A 19,823-nucleotide genomic window follows, 5' to 3' on the forward strand; every position below is an offset into this window, starting at 1 on the left:
GTCAGCGATGACGTTCGCACTCTCGTTTCCACCCGGGGACACCCTCCGAAGTGACGGCCGTCTGCCGTCCTTCCGAATGTCGCTCGTTCCGACGAGCGACGGTGGTGTCCGTTGACGACGATCTCCGAGGTCGGCACCGTCGAACTCGAGAAGCCCCGTCCGGTCACGTCTCGGTGGGACGCGGCGTGTATCGGTGGAGCGCGTCGACGGTCTTCCGAACCACTTCCGGAGCCAGTTCGCCCTGCTGGTCGTCGAAGTCGCGATACTTGATCGTGGTCGCGTACCACGGCGAGACGTACGCGGCCACGTCAGATCCGCCTCGCATCCAGTCCTCGTCGGTGACGGCGATACCGTCCGGGTGTTCGGTCGTGGTCATCCCCACGACGAGACACTCGACGGCCGAGAACGGGTGGGCGTCTCCGCTGACGATAAGCCACGGTCGGTACGCCGGGTCAGACTTGTGCGGCGCCGGTCCCCACCAGACCTCGCCCTGCCGGTCACTCATCGGCTTGCTCGGCCTCGGACTCGACGCCGTGCCCCCATTCGTCGGGGTCTTCCGGACCGAGACGCTCCGACAGCGCGCGCGACCCGGCGAGCGCGGTGAGCGTCGTCTCGACGTCTTCGGCGTTGCCGACGGCCCAGTACTCGCCGCGGTGGCGGACGAGGCCCCGGTCCTCCAGTCGGGAAAGGACGACGCCGACGCTGCCGCGCGCGACGCCCGTTGCCTCGTGGATCTCCTTCGGCGTGTACGCCTTCTCGGGCGACCCGGCCAGGAAGGAGAGAATCGTCTCCGCGTTCGTCCGCCCGTCCGCCCGGAGGTCGCGACTCGACCCCTCTTCGAACCGGTCGATGTCGATGGGCACGCGCGTCGGTACGTTTGCAGCTGTAATAGCTGTAACGACTGTAATCAAGATCGCGGTATCTGACGATTCCTCGTCCCAGGCCATCACCGACTGCTCGTCGCCGCTCGAACGGAGAAATGGGTGAAGGGGTTGCCGGTCGACAGACTCGTACGCAGCTCGGCTATCGTCGTCAGTCCCGAGCGTACTCGACATCGAGCGCGAGGTCCGCCGCGGTGTAGTGACGCTCAACCCCGCGCTCGCCGAGCAGCCGGTGGAATTCCTCCTTCGAGAGGCCGGCCAGCTCTCGTGCCTTCCCGAAGGAGAGATACTCCTCTCGGTACAGCGAGACGGCGAGCTCCTGCTTGACGATGGGCTCGCGGTCCGCCGGCGGTGCCGCGATCGCGTCCAGCACCCCGGACGGCAGATCGATCCTATCTATATAGACTAAGTCCGGCGCCTCAGCACTTAACATCGCCGCTCAGACGGGAACCCCGACAGGAACTAGGTAGAAATCAGGAAACACGAAACACGCCGAAAAACACAGTATTCTGTGTGTGCATAGATTCTGTATGCCCAGTATCACGGTCAACGTGGACGACGACCTCAAAACGCGCATGGAGAACCACCCCGAGATCAACTGGAGCGAGGTGACGCGACAGGCCATCCGCGAGAAGATCGAGACGCTGGAAGTGATGGACGAACTCGCTTCCGAGAGCGAGCTCACCGAGAGCGACGTTCGGGAGATCGCCGACAGGATCAACGAGAGCGGGCGCGAGCGCGTGAACGAGGGATCGCCCTAGTCCCGACGAACCAAGCTGACTGTCGGACTCACGCGAATCCCCGCGCCTGATGCCGTGAGAGATACTCAATAGCCGACGGGTCCTACCAGGTGCTACAGATACTGAACCGATAGATCGTCTTCCGAGCGGTTCTGTAGGTGCTCGTCGACGACTTTCACGACGTCACCGATCTGTCGCCCGGCCTGTCGGACGTATATCAGTCCCCTGTGGGGCAGTTCCTGACCTTCGACGAGTGAGAGGAAGTCGTCGTCGAAGGTCAGCAAGGTCCAATCGTTCTCCACGGTGTATCGTAACTGTTCGCGGTCGGGTTCCCCCAGCGTCCCCTCATCTCTGGCGGTGTGTACGGTCCACCCGCGCCGACGGAGTCCGTCGGCGACGGGAATCCAGATACTCTCGTCGCAGTACAGCGGTCGCGTCATGCCGAGGCCGGCTCGGAGGACGACGACCGGAAGTCATCGATGTGGTCGTAGTAGTACGCGAGGGCTCGGTGAACGTCGCCGAGCGTGAGGTCGGGGTACAGCTGCGTGATCTCGTCGGGGCTGTACCCGCTGTGTTCGTACGCCGACGCGATGTCTTTCACGCGGATCCCCGTTTCTCCGACGGTCGGAGCCCCGTCGCTGTGGTCGCTATCCCGAACGATTCCCATACCGGAGAATCGACTCGTACCGACTTGAAACGCATGGTCCAGCGAATCATCGTCGAGAAATCGCTTCGGACCGCTCCGCCAGCCACCAAACGGTTTTGTCCCCCGCCACACCGGTCTACGGCACGGCGGGAGCGAACCACGGGGAACCGCCCGTCGAGGGCGTGGACGTGGCGGCGATGCGGCGGTATCTCGCGGAGACGGACGTCCGATTCGCGGTCCTGTTCGGCTCGCGGGTCCGCGGCGACGGCCACGAGTCGTCCGACGTCGACGTCGCCCTCCGGTTCCCGGACGATTTGTCTCCCACGGAGCGGTTCCGCCGACGGAACCGGATCGACGCGGACCTCCAGAGTCACGCGGACGCCTTCGTCGACGTGAGCGACATCGAAGACCTTCCCGTCCCGATCGCGCGCGCCGCCCTCCGGGACGGGATTCGGCTGGTCGGAGACGACCGGGACGTCGACGCCTATCGCGAGCGGGTCGAGGCCGAGTACGAGGAGACCGCCACCGAGCGGAGCGGGACCGCCGGGAGTTCGTCGATCGGCTCGCGAGGGGAGAGCAATAGACGGTCGACGCGGTTGTCGGAGTTGCTTGCTTCTCCCCCGTTATAACCGTTTTAACGGCGATAGTCCGACCCCCACAAGACTAAGGTATTACGGGGGGTATTACTAGATATGAGCAAGTCTACGCGTGTCACTGAGAAGGGCCAGGCGACGATCCCTCACGAACTCCGCGAAAAGTACGACTTACAGCCCGGTGACGAGGTCGTCTGGATGGACACCGACGAGGGGATCGTCGTAAAGAAGCGCACCCGCACTGGTGGCCGTGGGATGCTCGTTCCCGAGGGCACCTCCGCGGAGAAGCGCGAGGAGATCGCAGCGGAACTGGGTCAGCGCGTCCGCGACCGCCGCGACCGTAACTATGAGGACGTTTGAGATGGCGACGTACACGGCCGACGCCGTCTCGCTACTGGCGTATCTCGTCGATGCGCTCCCGCAAGGGGCCGACCAGGCGTTCGCCGAGGCAGAAGCCGGGGAAACGGTCATCGAAGCACCGAGTACGGCTCTCGCCGAGGTACTGTACTCGGTCTCCCGCGACAAGGACGTCCGAGGGATCACACTCACCGGGACGCCCGAGGATGCCCGGCAGGCGTTGGTCGGAAACGGGCCGGTCTCGGTCGCCCCCGTCGACGAGCCGGAGCTGGCAACGTACGCGCAACTGCTGGACGAGTTCAGCATCCACGACGGGCTGATCGTCGCCAGCCACCGCGCACGGGAGACGGACGCGATCCTCACGACCGACGGTGTCATCCGCGACGCCGGGTACGAAACGATCTGGGAGTCAGTGGCCCGCGACTGAAGCCGTAGATTCGCTCGTATCGACGCCGTCAAATCGTCCGACGATGGCCGGCTCGACATCGTCGCTCCGACTGGCACCGAACTTGAACTGGCGGGTACAATCGGCGACCGCGCGCGTTCCTCGACCGATGACGACCGTCAGTTCCGCGCGTACTCGACGTCGAGCGCGAGGTCCGCCGCGGTGTCGTGACGCTCGACCTCCCGCTCGCCGAGCAGCCATTGGAATGCCGCCGTCGAGCGGCCGGCCAGCTCCCGTGCCGTCCCGAAGGAGAGGTACTCCGCTCGGTACAGCGAGACGGCGAGCTCCTGCCGGACGATGGGCTCGCGGTCCGCCGGCGGTGCCGCGATCGCGTCCAGCACCCCGGACGGCAGATCGATGCTGCTCATACCGACCAGTTCGACACCGCGGAACGTACTATCGCCGCTCAGGGGGTCACCACGAGGTCGGGTGTTCCACGAAGATCGCCACTGGGTCGAGCGCTTCCAGCGGGAAGTCGCATGGTGGCTTCGAGACCGCGATTCGTCGTCCACTCGCACCGATCGGGCCGAGAACCGGTCGAGCGAACCGAGCCATACGCACGCGCCCGCGAAGACAAATCCGAAATCCACCCACCGACACCCCCGCAGCCGACTCCTTTTATACGATCCCGCAACCCCTGCCCACCCCCCTCGTTCCGAACCGCTTTTCGAAAACGGCCGTCGCACTCGCTTCGGAGGAGGTACCACACGGGACCGCAAACCGTGGAAGATCTCCGAACACTCATCCACCTCGCAAATACTCCCTCGAATATGCCCCAGTACTCGGACGCGGACTTCCTCGAAGAGATCCGTCGCGTTGCCGATCTCTCTCATGTCGATGGTCCGCCGAGCGAACGGACGTTCGGCGATGAGGCGGATATGTCGGCACAGATTGTGCGGCGCCGCTTCGGCTCATGGCGAACTGCGATCGAACAGGCAGGGTTCGACTTTCACACACAGGCCGACAAGATCCCGCGTGACAAGCTCGTCGCTGAACTCCGGTGGCTTCGTGACGAGGTGGGCCGGATCCCGACCGCCGAGCAGATGGACGAACACGGCGGGTACGCCTACATCACGTACTACGAGCGCTTCGGGTCGTGGCGCGAGGCGCTCGACGCGGCCGGCTTCGATCCGGATCGCGGCCCCACGGACGCTGAGCTGCTTGCGGAACTCCATCGGCTGCGTGACGAACTGGAGAAGCGCCCCTCGATGAACGATATGACCGACCACGGCGCGTACGGGTGTAGTACGTACCAGCGACGGTTCGGCTCGTGGTCAGCGGCGCTCGAGGAAGCGTTCGATACTGAATCGGCGGATGAAAGCAGGGGGTCCGAGTGAACCCGGCGCGACGTGGCGCGCGTCTCGAAACCAACAGGGCATCACTGTACCCTACCCAAGGAAAACGGTGTCATGCCCCGTTGCGGGCTCATACTTCCGTACACGGCCGGAAGTGGTAAGGATTGCGCTCTGCCGTCCTCGCCGTCGTCGGACGTTCGAGTGTCGTCTCCTCCGACAGACGAACGTATCGGAAATCAAAATCTGGTGTCTGACGCCCTCTATCGCTGTTTGGTAGGGGTTATCACGACCCTACATAGACACAAAGTATTTACCAGAACCGGCACACGGTTCTAACGCAGTACCCCACCCGCATGCGTGAGAGCGAGTAACCCTGACCCAAGTCCGGTAGCGCCCTCGAGGTAATGTTGGTCGTCGACGATCGGGCATCAGGAGACGGAGAAAGCTGTCAACGCGACGCAGAACGAAACAACATACAATGACAAACGACAATACCACACGCTCGAAGGCCAACGCGGTCTTCTTTGCGGCGGTCATGGTTGTCTCCATGGTTGCGGCCGGCTTTGCGGTAGCGCCGGCAGCAGCGGTGACAGACTCCGACCTGACCGTCAACAACTTCTCGCCCCAGGAAGTGGACGAGGAGACGACGCGGACGCATAATCTAGACGTAACGATTCAGAACATCAGCAACGCTTCGGGCCACACCTACGAAGTGGTCCTACCGGCTGGTGACTTCAACAGCACCGCAGTCGAGAGTGTAAACTCGGTTACCAACGGAACTGGTACGAACGTTTCCAGCGCCCTCGGTTCCCCGAATCCCTCCGGTGACACTCTCACGGTGCCTGTTGACACCTCCAGTGTCAATGCTTCTGAGCTCACCATCGACGTTGACGTGAACGTTGACTTCCCGAATGTCAACAGTGACACGTCGGCGCCGCTCACGGTGAACTTCAATGATGCTGATTCCTCGTCTGGCACTGTTGATACGCCCGACGTGACCATCCTCGACACGGACAACAGCGGTGTCAATCCGTCCTACACCCCTGAATCGAACCTGTACTACTCCGGTCAGGAGATTGTAGTCGACGGACTCTCGAGTGGTACAGATTACCAGCTCCGCGAGGTTGACAGCCGGACCGACGAAGGAAACATCAGTACGAGCAGTCCGGTGGAGCAGTTCACCACGAACGGGACTGGCGCGTACACGATCAACACTGGCGACCTCGAAACTGGTGACTACTTCCTCCGCGGCCCGGGTATCTCCGACGCAGAGGAAGAAGACACCATCTTCGAGGTCTCCACGCAGAGCCTCTCCATCGACTGGGAAGAAGACAGCGTCGAAGAAGGTGAAGAGATCAACCTTGAAGTCGACTCCAACCGCGGGACCTACGACCTCAACGTGAGCGCGAGCGGTCTCGACGACACCGAGATCGAAACCATCTTCGAGGACAGCGTCAGCGACATTGACCTCGAAGACGAGGACGAAGAGGTCGCTACGCTCGTCGGCATCTCTGACGGTGACTTCGCGGCGAACTTCACCGACATCGATGCGGGCGAGTACGACTTCGAATTCGAAGTGCCCGACACCGAAGCTCAGGACACCGCCACGCTCAACGTGACGGAGGCTGAGGACGGCGAGGGCGACATCGCCGACTCGGTCATCGAACAGCAGGGTGACGTTGCCGCTATCACCGTCGAACTCGACAACACCGACACGGGCACGCTCGTGATCGGTAACGAAGAAGACGACGGCTACCAAGCGAACATCACCGTTGAAGACGACGAAGACGACGAAGTCGTCGTCCTCTTCAACACGTACGCTGCCGGCACCCTCGCCGATGGGACTGACGCAGACACCATCGTCTACACCGAAGACGAGGATGCAAACGTTCAGCTCGACAACGAGACGGACCTGACCGACATCCTCGACACGGGTACGTACGACGTGTCGGTCGGCCCGTACACGGGTGATGACCGCTTCGAGAACACTATCGACGACCCGGACTCCATCTCCTCGCTCACGATCGAAGAGCGCGGTGACTCGGAGCTTGCTCTCTGGCGGACCAGCGAGAGCGTCGAGTCCGACATCACTGAGGAACTGGACGACGAGAACGAGAGCGCGACGGTCTCGCTGATTAACGAGGCTGTCGAGGGCGACCTGGTCACGCAGACCAGCTCGCTCGCCATCGACGAGGACGGCGACCGCAGCGACGTGCTCGTCCACCAGTATACCGCACCTGGTCTGGAAGGGCCGCTTGCGAGCGCCAGCGGTGAGAACCTCGGCAGCGCCGAGAGCACCGCCGCGCTCTACGAGCTGCTCCAGCAGAACAACAGCGTGTACACTGGCGAAAACGCCGCAGACGGCGAGCAGGACCAGCTCGAGCTGGTCATGGAGCTGGATAACCCCGGCCCGAACGAGCCGACCACGTCCATCGACGTGAACGAGCTCGCTAACGATGAGATCGGATCCGCGAGCGCGTTCTCGGACGTGTTCACGGTCGTCTACGACGACCAGACGGACACCTACTACATCGTCACCAACATTGACGAACTGAACAACGTTGTTGACGAGGACCGTCAGATCGAAGATGAGGACCAGTACGAGGTCCAGATCAACGTTCAGGACGCGCGTCTCCTCGACCTCCTCGAAGAGGCCGATGCAGACGACTTCGAAGAGGAGTTCGTCGAGACGTCGGCCTCGTTCACGGCTGAGGCAGCCGAGGGCGAGTTCGACAACGAAGACTCGATTCAGGTGACGAACGCCGAGAATCAGTCCATCACGGGTACGACCAACGTCGCGCCCGGGACTGAACTCGACGTTCGCGTCCGCAGCGACGACGACGCCTCGACGAGCTTCATCCAGAACGATGAAGACATCGTCGTGACGCCGGAAGGCACGTGGACGGCAACGTTCGACTTCAGCGAGGCGGCAGTTGGCGACAACTTCACCGCTGAGGTCCGTCAGGCTGCCTTCACGGCTGAGTCCGACGGTCAGGTCGTCGAGCAGGTCGAAGAGCCCGCGGTCTTCGAGGTCTCGGACCTGAGCCCGGCTGAGGCAACCGCTACGGCTGGTGACTCGGTCGACGTTTCGGCGACGATCGAGAACACCGGCGGTCGCGAGGCGACTCAGGATGTCGCGCTCACGCTTGACGGCGACGAGCTCGACACGACTGAAGTCACCCTCGCGCCCGGCGACACCACCACCGTCGAGTTCACGGCTGACACGTCCGGTCTCGAAGCCGGCGATTACACGCACGGCATCGCGACCGACGACGATGAGGCCACGGGTACGCTGACCATCGAAGCCGCGGACGGCTCCGACGGTAGCGACGGTTCCGACGGCTCCGACGGTAGTGACGGATCCGACGGCTCCGACGGTTCCGACGGCTCCGACGGTTCCGACGGCTCCGACGGCTCCGGCGAGACCGACGACGGAACGCCCGGCTTCGGTGCGCTCGTCGCACTCGTCGCGCTCATCGCCGCTGCGCTGCTCGCGACCCGCCGCAACGAGTAACATCGTTGCCTAACGGTCGCGACTCGTAGCTTCCAACCATCGGCCCTCGCGGGCCGACCCACACGCGGTCTTTCTTTATCGCGCTCGACTCACACTCCGAGCGACAGCACTACCGACCGCAGTGTTGTTCGGAGCCATATCTATTTATTCGGCACAAGTAACCGATACTTGTCGACGACGCGTTCCGAGACCCAGCGTACGTCGTATCCCGTGGCATCGGCTCGACGCTCGGCGTGTCGTCGGCTTTCGATACCAGTTTCGGAGCGGTTCAACGATCTTTCTCCGGCTTCAGACGGAGCAGGATCTCAATTTCCGTAACAGGACTGAAAGAAAAATTGGACTGTGCTCACGCGTGCCCCCGTGCGACGCAATCAGCTCTCAGTGAACAGCCCGTCTACAATTGTCTCAATAAGCGCGTCTTCAACGTGGTCATAGTCGATCTCGTTGCTCGATCCGATGGGCGCGTTTTGCGACCGTACGGTAAACACGATCGAGGTGAATAACTGATCAATCAGGGCTGGGTCGTCATAGCGGAACGACTCGAGCTCTGCCCACCGCTCAGAAAAGGTGAGGGCCACACTACTACATTGCTCTTCGACGAATGGTTTCTCCATTTCCGCCGCTGCGAGCCGGTCTTGGAGTTCTCGCAACTCTCCCTCGACAATTAACGCGGAGATGAGCGGATTCGATTGGACTTCGTTGAAGGTTGTCTCGAGAACCAGCTGTACCTCTTCTCGCGGGGTCTCTCCTTCGGCAACGGTTTCAGCAATCTTCTTTTCAAGCTCTTCTCGCTCCCGTAGGAGTACCCTGAAGTACAGTTCCTCTTTTGAATCAAAGAATTGATAAAATGTGCTTGTACCAATATCGGCCTCGGCTGTCAGGTCGCTGATTCGAGTCCGGTCGAAGCCATACTGCGCAAACAACTCTCGCCCAGCCTCAATCAATTGAGAACGAATTCGCTCCTTCTCTTGGTCGCTAAATCGGCTCATTTGTCTGCCGATTGAGCGTCGCTTCTTGACTGACTTTCCCGCATCGGTTGCCACTTAGAATTCTATGAACAAAGCGTTTATCAATTTGTGAGCCTGCGAACTAGTGTACGTCAAATGAGCGAGTCAAAGGACGTGGCTGTTGGACTACGACCTGTAGGCGGCGAAACACATCTCGAACAGACCTCGAGGGGCGGCCGAACTGCGGGGGGTTCCCGTGACACAGCGGTCGATTCTTACCGTGTTCGTGACGGCTCTCCTGCTCACCAGCGGGACGGTTGGCGTCGTCGCTGGGGCGACAGCCTCGAATCCGACAGTTGGTGACACAGCGACCACAGATCTTTCTGCCCCGACCGCGGCTGGGTCACCCCTTCAACCACAAGCAACGGGTCTTGTTCGCGGCTCTCCGGACCTGTCTGTGCTGATTTCCCAGAATGAGGTTACCCCGGGACGGATAAACGAGGTAACACTCCAAGTTGTCAACGACGGTGAGGTTGATCTGGGAACACCGCAGTCCCGAAGCATCGTCACTACCGCACGTAGCGTTCGACTCACCGCGACGAGCGATGACTCACCGCTTTCGGTCGAAACGGGGACAGTCGCACTTGGTGCTGTGGCGGAAGAGGCCCCCCGAGAAGTTCCGGTAGCGGTAAGCGTGCCAAACGGCACCGAACCGGGGAATTACGAGCTTGAGGTCGAACTCGAATACTCCTATACAAGTCAGTACAGTAGCGGTGTTACCTACGACCGTGAGGAGACAGTCACCGCTGATGTCGATGTCACGGTAACTGACGACGCACGGTTCAGAATTGTCGATATCACCACTAATTCGCAGGTTGGCGACCAGGGGACACTCGAAGCCACGGTTAAGAACGTTGGCGCAACGGCTGCGTACGAGACGACTGTCGCACTTGAATCTTCAAGCGCTGGACTCACGCTCGGAGAGCGGACCGCAGATACAGCCCTCGTCGGATCACTTTCGCCGGGAGAATCCGTTACTGTCCCGTACAATGTCGCTTTCGCGTCAACTGCGCCGGACAGACAGTATGCTATCTCCGGGCAAGTCTCGTTTGAAACATCGGATGGCATCTCTCACGTCGATCAAGGGCTCTCAGCAGGAGTGACACCCCTTGCGGAGCAGACGTTTGCCTTAGAGGATATTGAGTCGACACTGCGTGTCGGCGAAGACGGTGAGATAACCGGTACTGTAGTCAATACCGGCCCGGTTCCGGCCGATAACGTCGTCGTCCAATATACGGATACGTCTCAAAGCATTCTTCCGATCGAGCAGTCAGCGGCGGTCGGGCCACTCGATGCGGGTGAATCGTCAGCGTTCACGCTGCCGCTTTCGATTGGTGGCGAAGCCGAGTCGGGACTCCGAACAGTTGATTTTGCGGTCCAGTACCGCAACGACGACGGCGAAGCGCGCGCCTATAGTGATGTCGCCGTCAACGCCGAGGTTGCGCCGGAACGAGACGCGTTCAGCGTCGCGATCGCGAACCAGACCATCGAGGCTGGCGGAACTCGCACGGTTGAAGTGACCGTAACGAACAATCTCGGAGAGCCCGCAAGCGATCTTGAGGCACGGCTGTTCGCCAACGACCCACTTGCGACCGGCGACACCGATACGGGATACGTCCAGTCGCTTGCGGCCGGCGAGTCGACAACAATGACGTTTGAACTGACTACGACTGGGTCCGCAACACCCGGGAGTACGTACCCCATCTCACTTGACTTCCGATATGACGATGTTGATGGAGACAGCCACCTTTCTGATACCTATCGGGCCCCGATCGACGTGACAGCGAGCGAAGGCGGCGGACTCCCGATTCCCATCATCGTCGTCGCACTGCTCATGGTAGGCACCGCCGCGCTTGTCATCTACCGGAGGCGGCAGTAACTGATGGCACTCAGTGATCGGATCGAGGCGGGCGTCCGACGGCTTAATGACGCCATCGTCGACCGGCCACGGCAAGTGATTGCCGTGTTCCTCGTGCTCACTGTCGTGTTCGCCGGTGGGATGGGACTCGTCAGTACCGACACCGGAGCAACTGATGCGTTCACTGAGGGACTTGACGAACAGGAAGCACTCGACGCGGTCAATCAAGAGTTCGACGATCCGTTTGAAGCAGACAGTGAGTCCACGCAGCTCATCCATACCGGTGGGAATGTCCTCACGAAAGAGGCACTCACACGAGAGTTGCGGCTACTCGAGGATATCTCACAGCGTGATGACCTCCGGGTCGGATCGGTGAACGGTCCCGCCACGGTTGTTGCGACCACGCTCGACCCGTCAGCAACGACGATCGCAGAACAGCGGCGTGCGGTCGAGTCAGCCAGTCCGACCGCGGTCCGTCGGACTGTTCGTCAACTGTCTCAAAGTCCGCAGTTCAGTCGGTCACTGTCGACCGATTTCAACCCGACAGCTGTCAGCGCGTCGGCATCGATCACAGTCGTGTCTCACGATGTTCCCGCCGGCTTCTCGAATCTTCAGGAACTCCAGACCACTATCCAGTCGATTACTAACGATTACCCGGCTGATATTCGGGCCTTTGGAACTGGTATAACCAACGCCGAAACGGCGAACGTCATTGGTGACTCGCTGACGATCGTCATGCCGGTCGTGGTTCTGCTCCTGCTGATATTCTTGGTCGTCGCCTATCGCGATCCGATTGATCTCTCGTTAGGATTGCTATCGCTGCTGATGACCGTCATCTGGACGTTCGGCTTCCTAGGATTCTCTGGGATCCCGTTTAGCCAACAGATGATCGCTGTCCCGGTGTTGTTGCTCGCGGTCGGGGTTGACTTTGGAATCCATATCATCAACCGCTATCGTGAGGAGACGGTCAAAGGCTACCAAGCCGTTGAGGCGATGCGAGAAGCGAATAATCAGCTGATGATCGCCTTCATTATCGTCACCGTCACGACGGTGTTTGGATTCGGCGCCAACGTCGTCTCCGACCTCGGCCCGATCCGCGATCTCGGTATCGCCTCGGCGATCGGGATCATCTTCACGTTCCTGATTTTCGGCTTGTTCCTGCCAGCAGCGAAGCTTGAAGTTGACAAACTACGCGACGCGTACGGCGTTCCGGAATTCAACTCGGCACCGATCTCATCGAGCGACTCCACGCTGGGTCGGTTACTAACCTTCCCAACACAGGTTAGTCAGTACGCGCCGATCGCGTTCGTCGTGGTGCTGCTTATTACCGGCGGGATGGCAACTGCCTATGGCAGCGGTGTTGACACCTCTTTCGAAACGGAAGATTTCCTCCCTCCCGAGGAGTTACCCGAGTACGTTACGGCGCTTCCAGAGCCGTTTGCGCCCAGTGAATACACCGTCACGGAAACCATCTCGCTGTTACAGGATCGCTTCTCTACCAGCCAAGACCAATCCGTGACAATATATGTTGAAGGAAACTTCGAAGAGGAACACGCCTTAGAGGCGCTCGTCGCTCCGAACGAAAATCCGCCTGAAGCACTTGCCGTTGGCGACGGTGGCCGTGCTCGGCCGACGAGCATCGTCACGGTGATCCAGTCACAGGCCGAACGCGACCCTGAATTTGGCCGTCTCGTTGCCCGTAGTGATGTCGACGGGAACGGGGTTCCCGATCGGAATCTTGAGCTGATCTACGATGAGTTGTTCGCGTCATCGGCCGGCGACCGGGCCGCACAGTACCTCACTCCGGATCGGCGGAACGCTCAGATCGACTACGCCATCGACGCGAGTGCGAGCCAAGGCGAGGCCGCTGCTGATGCGCGACAATTCGCCGAGAACTTCCGCCTCGAGGCGACAGCGACGGGACAACTCGTGGTGTTCGATGCGGTCACGGACATTATCTTCAACTCAGCAATTCAGGGGCTGGTCCTCGCGATGGGGCTGACTGGCGTCTTCCTGATCATCTCATACGGGGTCTTAGAAGGGAAACCACTGCTCGGGATTGTGAACCTGTTCCCAATTGTAATCGCCATCGCATTCCTCCTCGGAACGATGCGAGCTCTTGGGCTGTCACTCAACGCCTTGACTGCGACAATCCTCTCTATCTCGATTGGACTCGGGATTGCCTACTCTGTTCACGCAACACACCGGTTCATCGACGAGTACAACGAGAACGCAGACGCGCTCGAATCGATGATAATCACCTTCTCTGGGACCGGTGGTGCGTTGCTCGGCAGTATGCTTACCACGTCGCTCGGGACCGGTGCGCTTGCGTTGGCAATTACCCCTGTCCTTGGGGACTTCGGCTTACTGATGGCGTTGAGCGTAATCTACTCATTTATCTTCACCATCGTTGCGCTCCCGCCGGCCGTTCTGTTGTGGGAACGATATCAGAGCGCCTTGTCGGATACTGTCCTGTCCCCGTCTTCCCCCTGAGAGGCTCGTTCCAGGTTCAGTGCTGGGGGTGAATTGCCTCGGGGTCTCCCCCCGTGGTGTTCGCCTCGACAGGCTGTCTCTCATGTCTGTTTTATAATACTCTTCTGCTGGTTTCTGTGGCAAAAATTAGCATGGACAGCATAGATTGAAGTAAGTCTCTCATCGATCACCACGTGCCGGACGCTGTCATGCGACGACTACTGACAGTTGCCGTGGCACGGAACTCGCAGTCGAGTCGCGTGACGGTGTCTGGTACTATCCTGGCAAACGGCTCTCCGCTGAAACCGTTCGCTTCCACCGTTGACACGATGTGATTTTCCCCGGTTACTGCGTGCTACAGTCTTGATCTCGCGCGTCAATTCCTTGCTTGACGTGGTCGTCGGCCTGCTCTACCTCACCGTTCTGACTATCAATAGCTGCCTCGATGAACTGTTCACTCGATTCCCGCATCGATTCAGCCACACAGGTCTGTTCAATGAAGACTTCCCGGGCGGATGCCGGTACTGCTGATTCAGCGCTCCGGTACCGGGAGCGGGCTGTATCAAACCGGCCACTCGCTTCGACAAATGTCACGTCTACTTCCTGATACTCCATCCGGTTGTACGCCTCTACTCCAGCCCAGTATACCCCGAGCCCCTCGTAATACGGGTATGTTGCGTGAGCATAGCGCTGATACGTATCAATTAACGCACTCAGATTCCCGTATAGTTCTCTGATTTCTGTCCGATTAACCGCACTTGTATCAATGAGGTTTGTGTTAACCTCCTCTAGGCGTGTCTGTGTGGCCGAGATTATCTCTAGAGCCGCTATGAGGAGCTCCTCTGCGGCCCTGATTTCCTCTGTGGCGTTTTCATACCGCTCTGTTTCACGATAAGCCTGGGCGGCCGAGATCGTGTTCAGCGCTTCTTCGACTCTCTTGAGTTCCGTAGTTAGTTCCTTTAGTGCCGTCACATAGGTGCGATACGCCTGTATTTCGACACTCGAGTCTGTGTCAGGGTTGTTGGCGACACGGTCAATTGCCGTTTGCGCGTTATCGAGCGTGAGCGCAATCTCACTTGTCTGAATTGAGACACGAGGACTGCGAGTAAATGAAAGAGCGGTCTCCTCAGCAAGACGTTCTGTCGCACGGTCGATGTAGTTCTCAACTTCCGTGATGGTACTCCCACCGCTCGGCTCATCTGTACCACCGGGCAAAACCTCTCCAGATAAGCATCCCGCCAGTGGTATCGCCACCCCACTGGCCAGCACAGAGAGAGCCTTCCTCCGCTTCATGCCCTTATGTCGGCTGCCACACCAAATAAAAGCGAGCTTCATAGAATCGACTATTTAGTTTTCGACCAGCGCGATTCGCACCTGCTTCGACTCACTCGCGTCCTACTCCCCGTTTTCACCTTGGTCGCCTGTACCGCAACCGGACACGGCGACGCGACCACGCATCGGCCGCGCTCGTCCGCGACTCGATGGAGGACTGTACGCCGAGGGCGTGGCGACCGTGTGGGTCACCTCCCCTACGTGTTGTCGGCACACTGGTTGGTCCGGAGTAACTGAGACGACACCTCTGTTCTGAGCGTCTCGCTCGTTTATTAAGCGTCTCGTCACGACTCCCTCGACGCCGCCCGCGCCGCGTTCGACGACGCCGAGAGCGACTCGTGATTCGGCTCGGGACTAAGGCCTCGGTAAGAAAGCTGGATAAAGGGTTAGTTCGTCTCGACGCCGAGCCGTTCCCGAGCCACGTCCGTGGACATGGTCCGTCCTGCCGCCACGTCCGCGTAGCCCTCAGCGACACCTTCCTGCGCTTCCGACGTTAGAATTGGCTCCGTGGCATCGCGTAGCATCTCACGGATGAACTCCGAGCGGCTAGTGTACTCCCGCTTTGCGGCCAGTTTGTCGATGTCCTCCACTAACCGCTTCGGGACTTTCACGTCGAGTTTCACCATGTCGTCGTCCGAGTCCTGGTTCATGCTGCGCAGTACGTGAGCGTACGAAAAGAAACTGCTGCGCAGCCGTCCTGCGGTCGGTTGCTGGCGCGACTCCCTACTCCTCGTCGCGCTCGACGACGACCGTCCGCCCGGTCAGCGTCTCGGGCGTGAAGCGGTAGAGACTGATGTCGAGGTCCGGCTTGTCGTCCGCCCAGATCTCGAAGAGCGGGCGCTGCGTCTCGCCGTACTGCGCGATCGTCTCCGGGGTGAGCTCGTCGAGGTCGACCCGTTCGAGGGCGCCGACGCCGACGACGCTCGCGTACTCGTCGTCCTCGTCCTCGTACACCACGATCCGGGCCTGCGGCGTCGACGCGAGGAACTCGCGCTTCTCGCTGTCGGGCGTCGACACCAGCCGGAGGTATAACGCGCGCTCGTCGGCGTCGTACCCGTAGGAGATCGGGATGGCGTACGGCGCGTCGTCGCGCGCGAGCGCGAGGACCCCCGTCTCGTGGCGGGACAGGTGCGCGTCCACCTCGGCCGGCGTCATCTCGACCTCGCTGTTCGTCGGCATACCCCGAATTTCTTCGCACGGCGGCTTAAAGGGCACGAGACGGTGCGGACGTGGGGGGAGAACGAGGGGATGATCGGCGACGCGGTGCGGGACCGCGTGGCGGTGTCGACGACGCGGCGCAGGGACCGAGAGGCGGTGTCGACGACGCGGCGCAGGGAGCGCGGGGCGGCCGCTTCGCGGTCGCGCTCAGCTGATCGCCGGCGCCTCGCCGACGTCCTCCTCGGTGATCGGCGCCCCGCAGACGACGCAGCCCGTCTCGAGCAGCGTCGCCCGCATCGCGTCGTCCACCTCGATCGAGCGCCGACACTCCGGGCAGACGAAGGTGTGGGTGGATCGCCCCGTCATACCCGTGGGTACGACCCCCACGCCCATCAAACGGGATTCGGATTCTCGGAGCTTCGGAATGTGATGATCGATCCTCAATCCAGCAGCGCGCCGAACAGCTTCCGCTGGGCGGCCGCAACGTGCTCCGTGAACGTCGAGCGGCCGATCCCCAGCGACTCGGCCACCTCGCCGGCGTTGGCCCCCTTCGGGTGGTCGAAGTAGCCCGCCTCGTAGGCGGCCGCCAACACCTCGCGCTGGCGCTCCGTCAGCTCGCTCCGGTCGACGGTGACGAGGTCCGACTCCGTCGGCGTCGTCGTCGACTGGAGCAGGCGCAACACCTCCATGTCCGAACATCCCTCGCGGAACGCCTCCAGCACGGACCGCAGCGTCGGCAGGTCGCTCGCGTGGAAGGTGAGCCGGAGCCGCCCGTCGCGGATCGTCGCCTCCGACACGGGCGTCTCGTGGCGGTCGAGGACGGCGAACGGCGAGTCGGGGTCGACGTCCGCGTCGAACCGGTACGCCGCCCGGCCGCCGTAGTCGAAGACGACCTCGACCCCCTCGGGGACCGCGAGGTCGGCGTCCGCGATGAACTCGACGACCACGCGCTCGCGGTCGTCCGCGGGCGTGCAGCGCGTGACCTCGGTGACCGGCGTCGCCCCGTCGACGACCCCGTCGAACGGGGACAGCGCGGTCGGTAGCGAGACCTCCGCCCGGATTCCCGATCCCATCTCGTTCGTCCGTACCCGCCCCGGGCAAAAACGTTGGCGGGCGCGCGGCCGCGGTATAAAACCCCCCGCATATGATGGGCCACCGTTCGGGGTGGTGGAGCCCCTCTCTACAGATATGAAACGCCCCCCGCGCACGACCGACGCGACGACGACCGAGGGAGACGACGCGCTGGACGCCACGTTCGAGGCGCTCGCCGACGCCGACTGCCGGGCGATCCTCGCGGCGGCGGCGACGCCGAAGACGACAAGCGAGCTCGCCGAGGACTGCGACATCGCGCTCTCGACCGCCTACCGGAAGGTCGAGCTGCTGAGCGAGACGCCGCTGCTCGCGGAGGGAGTCCGGTTCGACCCGGACGGCGACCACGCCGCCGAGTACGTCCGCGACGCCGAAGACGCCGCGATCGAACTCGGCGACGACGGCGTGGCGCTCACGGTCGACGACGGGGGGACCGACCCCCTCGCCGCCGCGCTCGATTCCCCCGGCGTCTCGGCCGACTGACCGCCGTTCCCGGCGACGGCGAGCCGCAGCGCCGCCCCGCCACCGTCACTGCGCCGCCCCGCCACCGTCACTGCGCCGCCCCGCCACTGCCACCGCCACCGCCCCGCCACCGCGCCGCGGGGCTGCGTTTCGAATCTGATAATTGAACGGTCAAGGTTTTACACCAGTTCGCGGTCGTGTCCGATATGTCTCGCTCGCCGGAGCCAGAGACCCTCATCGATCTCGCGCAAGACAAAATCGCGGTGATCGACGAGGCGGGCCGGTTCCGGTACCTCAACGCGGCCACCAGCAACCTGCTCGGCTTCGACCCGGACGAGCTGGTCGGGACGGACGCGTTCGACCTGGTTCACCCCGACGACGTCGACCGCGTCCGGGCGGCGTTCGAGGCGCTCGTCGCCGACGGCACGCGGCCGGACGCCCCGCTGGAATACCGTTACGAGACCGCCGACGGCGACTGGGTGTGGTTCCGCACCCGCGTGTTTCCGCCGGCGGAGACCGGCCTCGACGGCTACGCGCTGAGCTCTCGCGACATCACCCTCGAAGTCGAGTCCCGGCGGCGCCTGGAGACCATCGCCTCGACGTCGCCGGACGTGCTGTGGATGTTCGGCGCCGACTGGAGCGAACTGCTGTTCGTCAACGGCGCGATCGAGTCGGTGTTCGGGATCGACCCCGAAACCCTCGAGCGCCGGCCGCGAGCGTTCTTGGAGGCCGTCCACCCCGACGACCGGGCGGACGTCGAGTGCGCGATGGAGCGGCTCTCCGCCGGCGATCCGACGAATCTCGACTACCGGATCGGCTCCCCGGACGGGCCGACAACTTGGGTCAGGGTGCCCGCGCGCCCCGTGCGGGAGGACGGCGAGGTCGTCGCCGTCACCGGGTTCGCCCGCGACGTCACCGACGAGTACCGCCGCGAGCGCCAGCTCACGGTGATGGACAACCTGCTCCGGCACACCATCCGCAACGACATGAACATCGTCGACGGCACCGCGGAGCGGATCGCCGACCGGGTCGACGACGCCGTCGCCGCGGCGTCGACGGCGACAGAGACGGACGACGCGGTCCCCCCGGACGTCGACCTGGCCGAACTCGCCGCCGACCTGATCGACCACGCGGAGACGGTCCGCCGGGTCGCCGACGACCTGCTCACCACGGCCGAGAAGCAGCGCGGGGTGATCGACCTCCTCCGGGAGCACGAGTCGCCCCAGCCGCTCCGGGTCGCGCCGCTCGTCGAGCGCGCGGTGGCGGACGCCGTCGACGACGCGGGCGAGGCGCCCGCCGACGTCACCGTCTCCTGTCCCGACGACGTGCGCGCGTTCACGCACCCGGAGCTCGACTACGCGATCGCCGAGCTGATCGAGAACGCGATCGAACACGCCGAGGGGGCGGCGACGGTCGAGATCGAGGTCACGGCGCCCGCCGACCGCGTCGAGATCGCGGTCCGCGACGACGCGCCCCCCATCCCGGCGGCCGAGCGCGACCCGATCACGGACCGGTGGAAGATGGACGACCTCAGACACACCGGCGGGATGGGGCTGTGGCTCGTCTACTGGATCGCGGACCGCTCCGGGGGGGACCTCGCGTTCGACGCCGGCGCCGACGGCAACGAGGTGACGATCAGCGTCCCCGACGCCGACGGCGAGCCCTCCTTCCCGGCGGCCGACCGCGGCCCGCCGCCGGCCTCCGAAGTCCGGCCGGCCGCGGCTGAACCGGACGGCGGCGCGACGGCGCCGGCCGCCGGCTCCGAGGCGGTCGCGCCCGAGTCCGCCGGCCCCGAACCCGACGAGCGCGACCCCGCCGACGGTGAGCCCGCGGCGGGCCGCGAGTCGACCGGGGACCGCGAGCCGACCGGAGACCGCACCCCCGACGACCCCGACGCCGCCCCCGGTCCGCCGTGAGGTTCGCCGGGCGGCCGACCGAAACCCGATCGATCGTTCACCATAGGACCCGATTTCG

General features: G+C 62.6%; 22 protein-coding genes and 1 pseudogene. 11 read left to right on the plus strand and 12 right to left on the minus strand.

Going from position 1 to position 19,823, the window contains the following annotated elements; all coding sequences use genetic code 11:
* Positions 1-163: 163 nt before the first annotated feature.
* The 3 genes from CPZ01_RS06050 to CPZ01_RS06060 form a co-directional block, all read right to left on the minus strand.
* Complete coding sequence (locus tag CPZ01_RS06050) at positions 164-505, minus strand: hypothetical protein (protein ID WP_096393903.1); 342 nt, start codon at positions 503-505, stop codon at positions 164-166.
* Entirely contained in the window at positions 498-863 is a 366-nt protein-coding gene (locus CPZ01_RS06055; RefSeq protein WP_096393904.1) for a MarR family transcriptional regulator, read from the minus strand. Before CPZ01_RS06055 ends, CPZ01_RS06050 begins: the two co-directional genes overlap by 8 nt.
* Positions 864-1,032: 169 nt before the next feature.
* On the minus strand, positions 1,033-1,281 hold the full coding sequence (locus CPZ01_RS06060; protein ID WP_096396156.1) for a UPF0175 family protein: 249 nt from the start codon (positions 1,279-1,281) through the stop codon (positions 1,033-1,035).
* Positions 1,282-1,411: 130 nt separating this feature from the next.
* Between CPZ01_RS06060 and CPZ01_RS06065 the strand changes: the two genes are divergently transcribed.
* Positions 1,412-1,642, plus strand: a complete 231-nt coding sequence (locus tag CPZ01_RS06065) for a hypothetical protein (RefSeq protein ID WP_096393905.1) — start codon at positions 1,412-1,414, stop codon at positions 1,640-1,642.
* Positions 1,643-1,734: 92 nt separating this feature from the next.
* On the opposite strand, the gene CPZ01_RS06070 is transcribed toward CPZ01_RS06065, so the two are convergent.
* On the minus strand, positions 1,735-2,061 hold the full coding sequence (locus CPZ01_RS06070) for a DUF5615 family PIN-like protein (protein WP_096393906.1): 327 nt from the start codon (positions 2,059-2,061) through the stop codon (positions 1,735-1,737).
* Positions 2,058-2,288 carry a DUF433 domain-containing protein gene (locus CPZ01_RS06075; RefSeq protein ID WP_008445084.1) on the minus strand — a complete coding sequence of 77 codons (231 nt, stop codon included), beginning with the start codon at positions 2,286-2,288 and terminating at the stop codon, positions 2,058-2,060. Before CPZ01_RS06075 ends, CPZ01_RS06070 begins: the two co-directional genes overlap by 4 nt.
* 176 nt (positions 2,289-2,464) lie before the next feature.
* On the opposite strand from CPZ01_RS06075, the gene mntA reads away from it, so the two are divergent.
* The 3 genes from mntA (at position 2,465) to CPZ01_RS06090 (ending at position 3,644) form a co-directional block, all read left to right on the plus strand.
* The gene (gene mntA / locus CPZ01_RS06080) at positions 2,465-2,896 is read left to right on the plus strand and encodes a type VII toxin-antitoxin system MntA family adenylyltransferase antitoxin (RefSeq protein WP_231899214.1); all 432 of its coding nucleotides are present in this window, start codon (positions 2,465-2,467) and stop codon (positions 2,894-2,896) included.
* Positions 2,897-2,959: 63 nt separating this feature from the next.
* The gene (locus tag CPZ01_RS06085; RefSeq protein ID WP_096393907.1) at positions 2,960-3,220 is read left to right on the plus strand and encodes an AbrB/MazE/SpoVT family DNA-binding domain-containing protein; all 261 of its coding nucleotides are present in this window, start codon (positions 2,960-2,962) and stop codon (positions 3,218-3,220) included.
* A 1-nt stretch (position 3,221) separates the two neighbouring features.
* Positions 3,222-3,644, plus strand: coding sequence for a hypothetical protein (locus CPZ01_RS06090; protein WP_096393908.1), 423 nt, complete (start codon positions 3,222-3,224; stop codon positions 3,642-3,644).
* Positions 3,645-3,781: 137 nt separating this feature from the next.
* Here CPZ01_RS06090 and CPZ01_RS06095 read toward each other — a convergent pair whose 3' ends face one another.
* Positions 3,782-4,030 carry a UPF0175 family protein gene (locus tag CPZ01_RS06095; RefSeq protein ID WP_096393909.1) on the minus strand — a complete coding sequence of 83 codons (249 nt, stop codon included), beginning with the start codon at positions 4,028-4,030 and terminating at the stop codon, positions 3,782-3,784.
* Positions 4,031-4,432: 402 nt separating this feature from the next.
* Here CPZ01_RS06095 and CPZ01_RS06100 point away from each other — a divergent pair, with 402 nt between their 5' ends.
* Both CPZ01_RS06100 and CPZ01_RS06105 read left to right on the plus strand, forming a co-directional pair.
* Positions 4,433-4,999: a homing endonuclease associated repeat-containing protein gene (locus CPZ01_RS06100; protein WP_096393910.1), complete on the plus strand. Its 567-nt coding sequence runs from the start codon at positions 4,433-4,435 to the stop codon at positions 4,997-4,999.
* A 436-nt stretch (positions 5,000-5,435) separates the two neighbouring features.
* The gene (locus CPZ01_RS06105; RefSeq protein ID WP_096393911.1) at positions 5,436-8,471 is read left to right on the plus strand and encodes a DUF7827 domain-containing protein; all 3,036 of its coding nucleotides are present in this window, start codon (positions 5,436-5,438) and stop codon (positions 8,469-8,471) included.
* 371 nt (positions 8,472-8,842) lie between these two features.
* Here the strand turns inward: CPZ01_RS06105 and CPZ01_RS06110 are convergent, their stop codons facing one another.
* Positions 8,843-9,460 (minus strand): TetR/AcrR family transcriptional regulator, encoded by a 618-nt coding sequence (locus CPZ01_RS06110; protein ID WP_096393912.1) that lies wholly within the window; start codon positions 9,458-9,460, stop codon positions 8,843-8,845.
* A 214-nt stretch (positions 9,461-9,674) separates the two neighbouring features.
* On the opposite strand from CPZ01_RS06110, the gene CPZ01_RS06115 reads away from it, so the two are divergent.
* Together CPZ01_RS06115 and CPZ01_RS06120 are read left to right on the plus strand one after the other, a co-directional pair.
* Positions 9,675-11,357, plus strand: a complete 1,683-nt coding sequence (locus tag CPZ01_RS06115; protein ID WP_231899216.1) for a COG1361 S-layer family protein — start codon at positions 9,675-9,677, stop codon at positions 11,355-11,357.
* Positions 11,358-11,360: 3 nt separating this feature from the next.
* Positions 11,361-13,829 (plus strand): efflux RND transporter permease subunit, encoded by a 2,469-nt coding sequence (locus CPZ01_RS06120; RefSeq protein WP_096393913.1) that lies wholly within the window; start codon positions 11,361-11,363, stop codon positions 13,827-13,829.
* A 324-nt stretch (positions 13,830-14,153) separates the two neighbouring features.
* Here the strand turns inward: CPZ01_RS06120 and CPZ01_RS14975 are convergent, their stop codons facing one another.
* Positions 14,154-15,101: a hypothetical protein gene (locus tag CPZ01_RS14975; protein WP_157745935.1), complete on the minus strand. Its 948-nt coding sequence runs from the start codon at positions 15,099-15,101 to the stop codon at positions 14,154-14,156.
* Between the two features lie 125 nt (positions 15,102-15,226).
* Between CPZ01_RS14975 and CPZ01_RS15755 the strand changes: the two are divergent.
* A pseudogene (locus CPZ01_RS15755) lies at positions 15,227-15,366 on the plus strand (IS200/IS605 family transposon protein TnpB); the annotation flags it as partial.
* A 160-nt stretch (positions 15,367-15,526) separates the two neighbouring features.
* Here CPZ01_RS15755 and CPZ01_RS06125 read toward each other — a convergent pair.
* The 4 genes from CPZ01_RS06125 to CPZ01_RS06135 all read right to left on the minus strand — a co-directional run bounded on the left by CPZ01_RS06125 (position 15,527) and on the right by CPZ01_RS06135 (position 17,371).
* Positions 15,527-15,790 (minus strand): ribbon-helix-helix domain-containing protein, encoded by a 264-nt coding sequence (locus tag CPZ01_RS06125; protein ID WP_096393914.1) that lies wholly within the window; start codon positions 15,788-15,790, stop codon positions 15,527-15,529.
* Between the two features lie 73 nt (positions 15,791-15,863).
* Positions 15,864-16,319 carry a pyridoxamine 5'-phosphate oxidase family protein gene (locus tag CPZ01_RS06130; RefSeq protein WP_096393915.1) on the minus strand — a complete coding sequence of 152 codons (456 nt, stop codon included), beginning with the start codon at positions 16,317-16,319 and terminating at the stop codon, positions 15,864-15,866.
* A 186-nt stretch (positions 16,320-16,505) separates the two neighbouring features.
* Positions 16,506-16,664, minus strand: a complete 159-nt coding sequence (locus tag CPZ01_RS15380) for a DUF7560 family zinc ribbon protein (protein ID WP_172863936.1) — start codon at positions 16,662-16,664, stop codon at positions 16,506-16,508.
* A 74-nt stretch (positions 16,665-16,738) separates the two neighbouring features.
* Positions 16,739-17,371 (minus strand): helix-turn-helix domain-containing protein, encoded by a 633-nt coding sequence (locus CPZ01_RS06135; protein WP_096393916.1) that lies wholly within the window; start codon positions 17,369-17,371, stop codon positions 16,739-16,741.
* A gap of 115 nt (positions 17,372-17,486) precedes the next feature.
* Between CPZ01_RS06135 and CPZ01_RS06140 the strand changes: the two genes are divergently transcribed.
* Entirely contained in the window at positions 17,487-17,870 is a 384-nt protein-coding gene (locus CPZ01_RS06140; RefSeq protein ID WP_096393917.1) for a winged helix-turn-helix domain-containing protein, read from the plus strand.
* Positions 17,871-18,055: 185 nt separating this feature from the next.
* Positions 18,056-19,765, plus strand: coding sequence for a PAS domain-containing sensor histidine kinase (locus CPZ01_RS06145; RefSeq protein ID WP_096393918.1), 1,710 nt, complete (start codon positions 18,056-18,058; stop codon positions 19,763-19,765).
* Positions 19,766-19,823: the final 58 nt, after the last annotated feature.

This window comes from Halorubrum trapanicum, from assembly GCF_002355655.1.
GTDB classification, from domain to species: domain Archaea; phylum Halobacteriota; class Halobacteria; order Halobacteriales; family Haloferacaceae; genus Halorubrum; species Halorubrum trapanicum_A.

What these genes read in the sequence shown, in the direction of transcription:
- CPZ01_RS15380 (WP_172863936.1), bottom strand. Translation starts at nt 16,664, where the DNA reads ATGACGGGGCGATCCACCCACACCTTCGTCTGCCCGGAGTGTCGGCGC.
- mntA (WP_231899214.1), top strand. Translation starts at nt 2,465, where the DNA reads ATGCGGCGGTATCTCGCGGAGACGGACGTCCGATTCGCGGTCCTGTTC.
- CPZ01_RS06125 (WP_096393914.1), bottom strand. Translation starts at nt 15,790, where the DNA reads ATGAACCAGGACTCGGACGACGACATGGTGAAACTCGACGTGAAAGTC.
- CPZ01_RS06135 (WP_096393916.1), bottom strand. Translation starts at nt 17,371, where the DNA reads ATGGGATCGGGAATCCGGGCGGAGGTCTCGCTACCGACCGCGCTGTCC.
- CPZ01_RS06070 (WP_096393906.1), bottom strand. Translation starts at nt 2,061, where the DNA reads ATGACGCGACCGCTGTACTGCGACGAGAGTATCTGGATTCCCGTCGCC.
- CPZ01_RS06090 (WP_096393908.1), top strand. Translation starts at nt 3,222, where the DNA reads ATGGCGACGTACACGGCCGACGCCGTCTCGCTACTGGCGTATCTCGTC.
- CPZ01_RS06145 (WP_096393918.1), top strand. Translation starts at nt 18,056, where the DNA reads ATGTCTCGCTCGCCGGAGCCAGAGACCCTCATCGATCTCGCGCAAGAC.
- CPZ01_RS06120 (WP_096393913.1), top strand. Translation starts at nt 11,361, where the DNA reads ATGGCACTCAGTGATCGGATCGAGGCGGGCGTCCGACGGCTTAATGAC.
- CPZ01_RS06075 (WP_008445084.1), bottom strand. Translation starts at nt 2,288, where the DNA reads ATGGGAATCGTTCGGGATAGCGACCACAGCGACGGGGCTCCGACCGTC.
- CPZ01_RS06110 (WP_096393912.1), bottom strand. Translation starts at nt 9,460, where the DNA reads ATGAGCCGATTTAGCGACCAAGAGAAGGAGCGAATTCGTTCTCAATTG.
- CPZ01_RS06085 (WP_096393907.1), top strand. Translation starts at nt 2,960, where the DNA reads ATGAGCAAGTCTACGCGTGTCACTGAGAAGGGCCAGGCGACGATCCCT.
- CPZ01_RS06065 (WP_096393905.1), top strand. Translation starts at nt 1,412, where the DNA reads ATGCCCAGTATCACGGTCAACGTGGACGACGACCTCAAAACGCGCATG.
- CPZ01_RS06095 (WP_096393909.1), bottom strand. Translation starts at nt 4,030, where the DNA reads ATGAGCAGCATCGATCTGCCGTCCGGGGTGCTGGACGCGATCGCGGCA.
- CPZ01_RS06100 (WP_096393910.1), top strand. Translation starts at nt 4,433, where the DNA reads ATGCCCCAGTACTCGGACGCGGACTTCCTCGAAGAGATCCGTCGCGTT.
- CPZ01_RS06105 (WP_096393911.1), top strand. Translation starts at nt 5,436, where the DNA reads ATGACAAACGACAATACCACACGCTCGAAGGCCAACGCGGTCTTCTTT.
- CPZ01_RS06050 (WP_096393903.1), bottom strand. Translation starts at nt 505, where the DNA reads ATGAGTGACCGGCAGGGCGAGGTCTGGTGGGGACCGGCGCCGCACAAG.
- CPZ01_RS06130 (WP_096393915.1), bottom strand. Translation starts at nt 16,319, where the DNA reads ATGCCGACGAACAGCGAGGTCGAGATGACGCCGGCCGAGGTGGACGCG.
- CPZ01_RS06140 (WP_096393917.1), top strand. Translation starts at nt 17,487, where the DNA reads ATGAAACGCCCCCCGCGCACGACCGACGCGACGACGACCGAGGGAGAC.
- CPZ01_RS14975 (WP_157745935.1), bottom strand. Translation starts at nt 15,101, where the DNA reads ATGAAGCGGAGGAAGGCTCTCTCTGTGCTGGCCAGTGGGGTGGCGATA.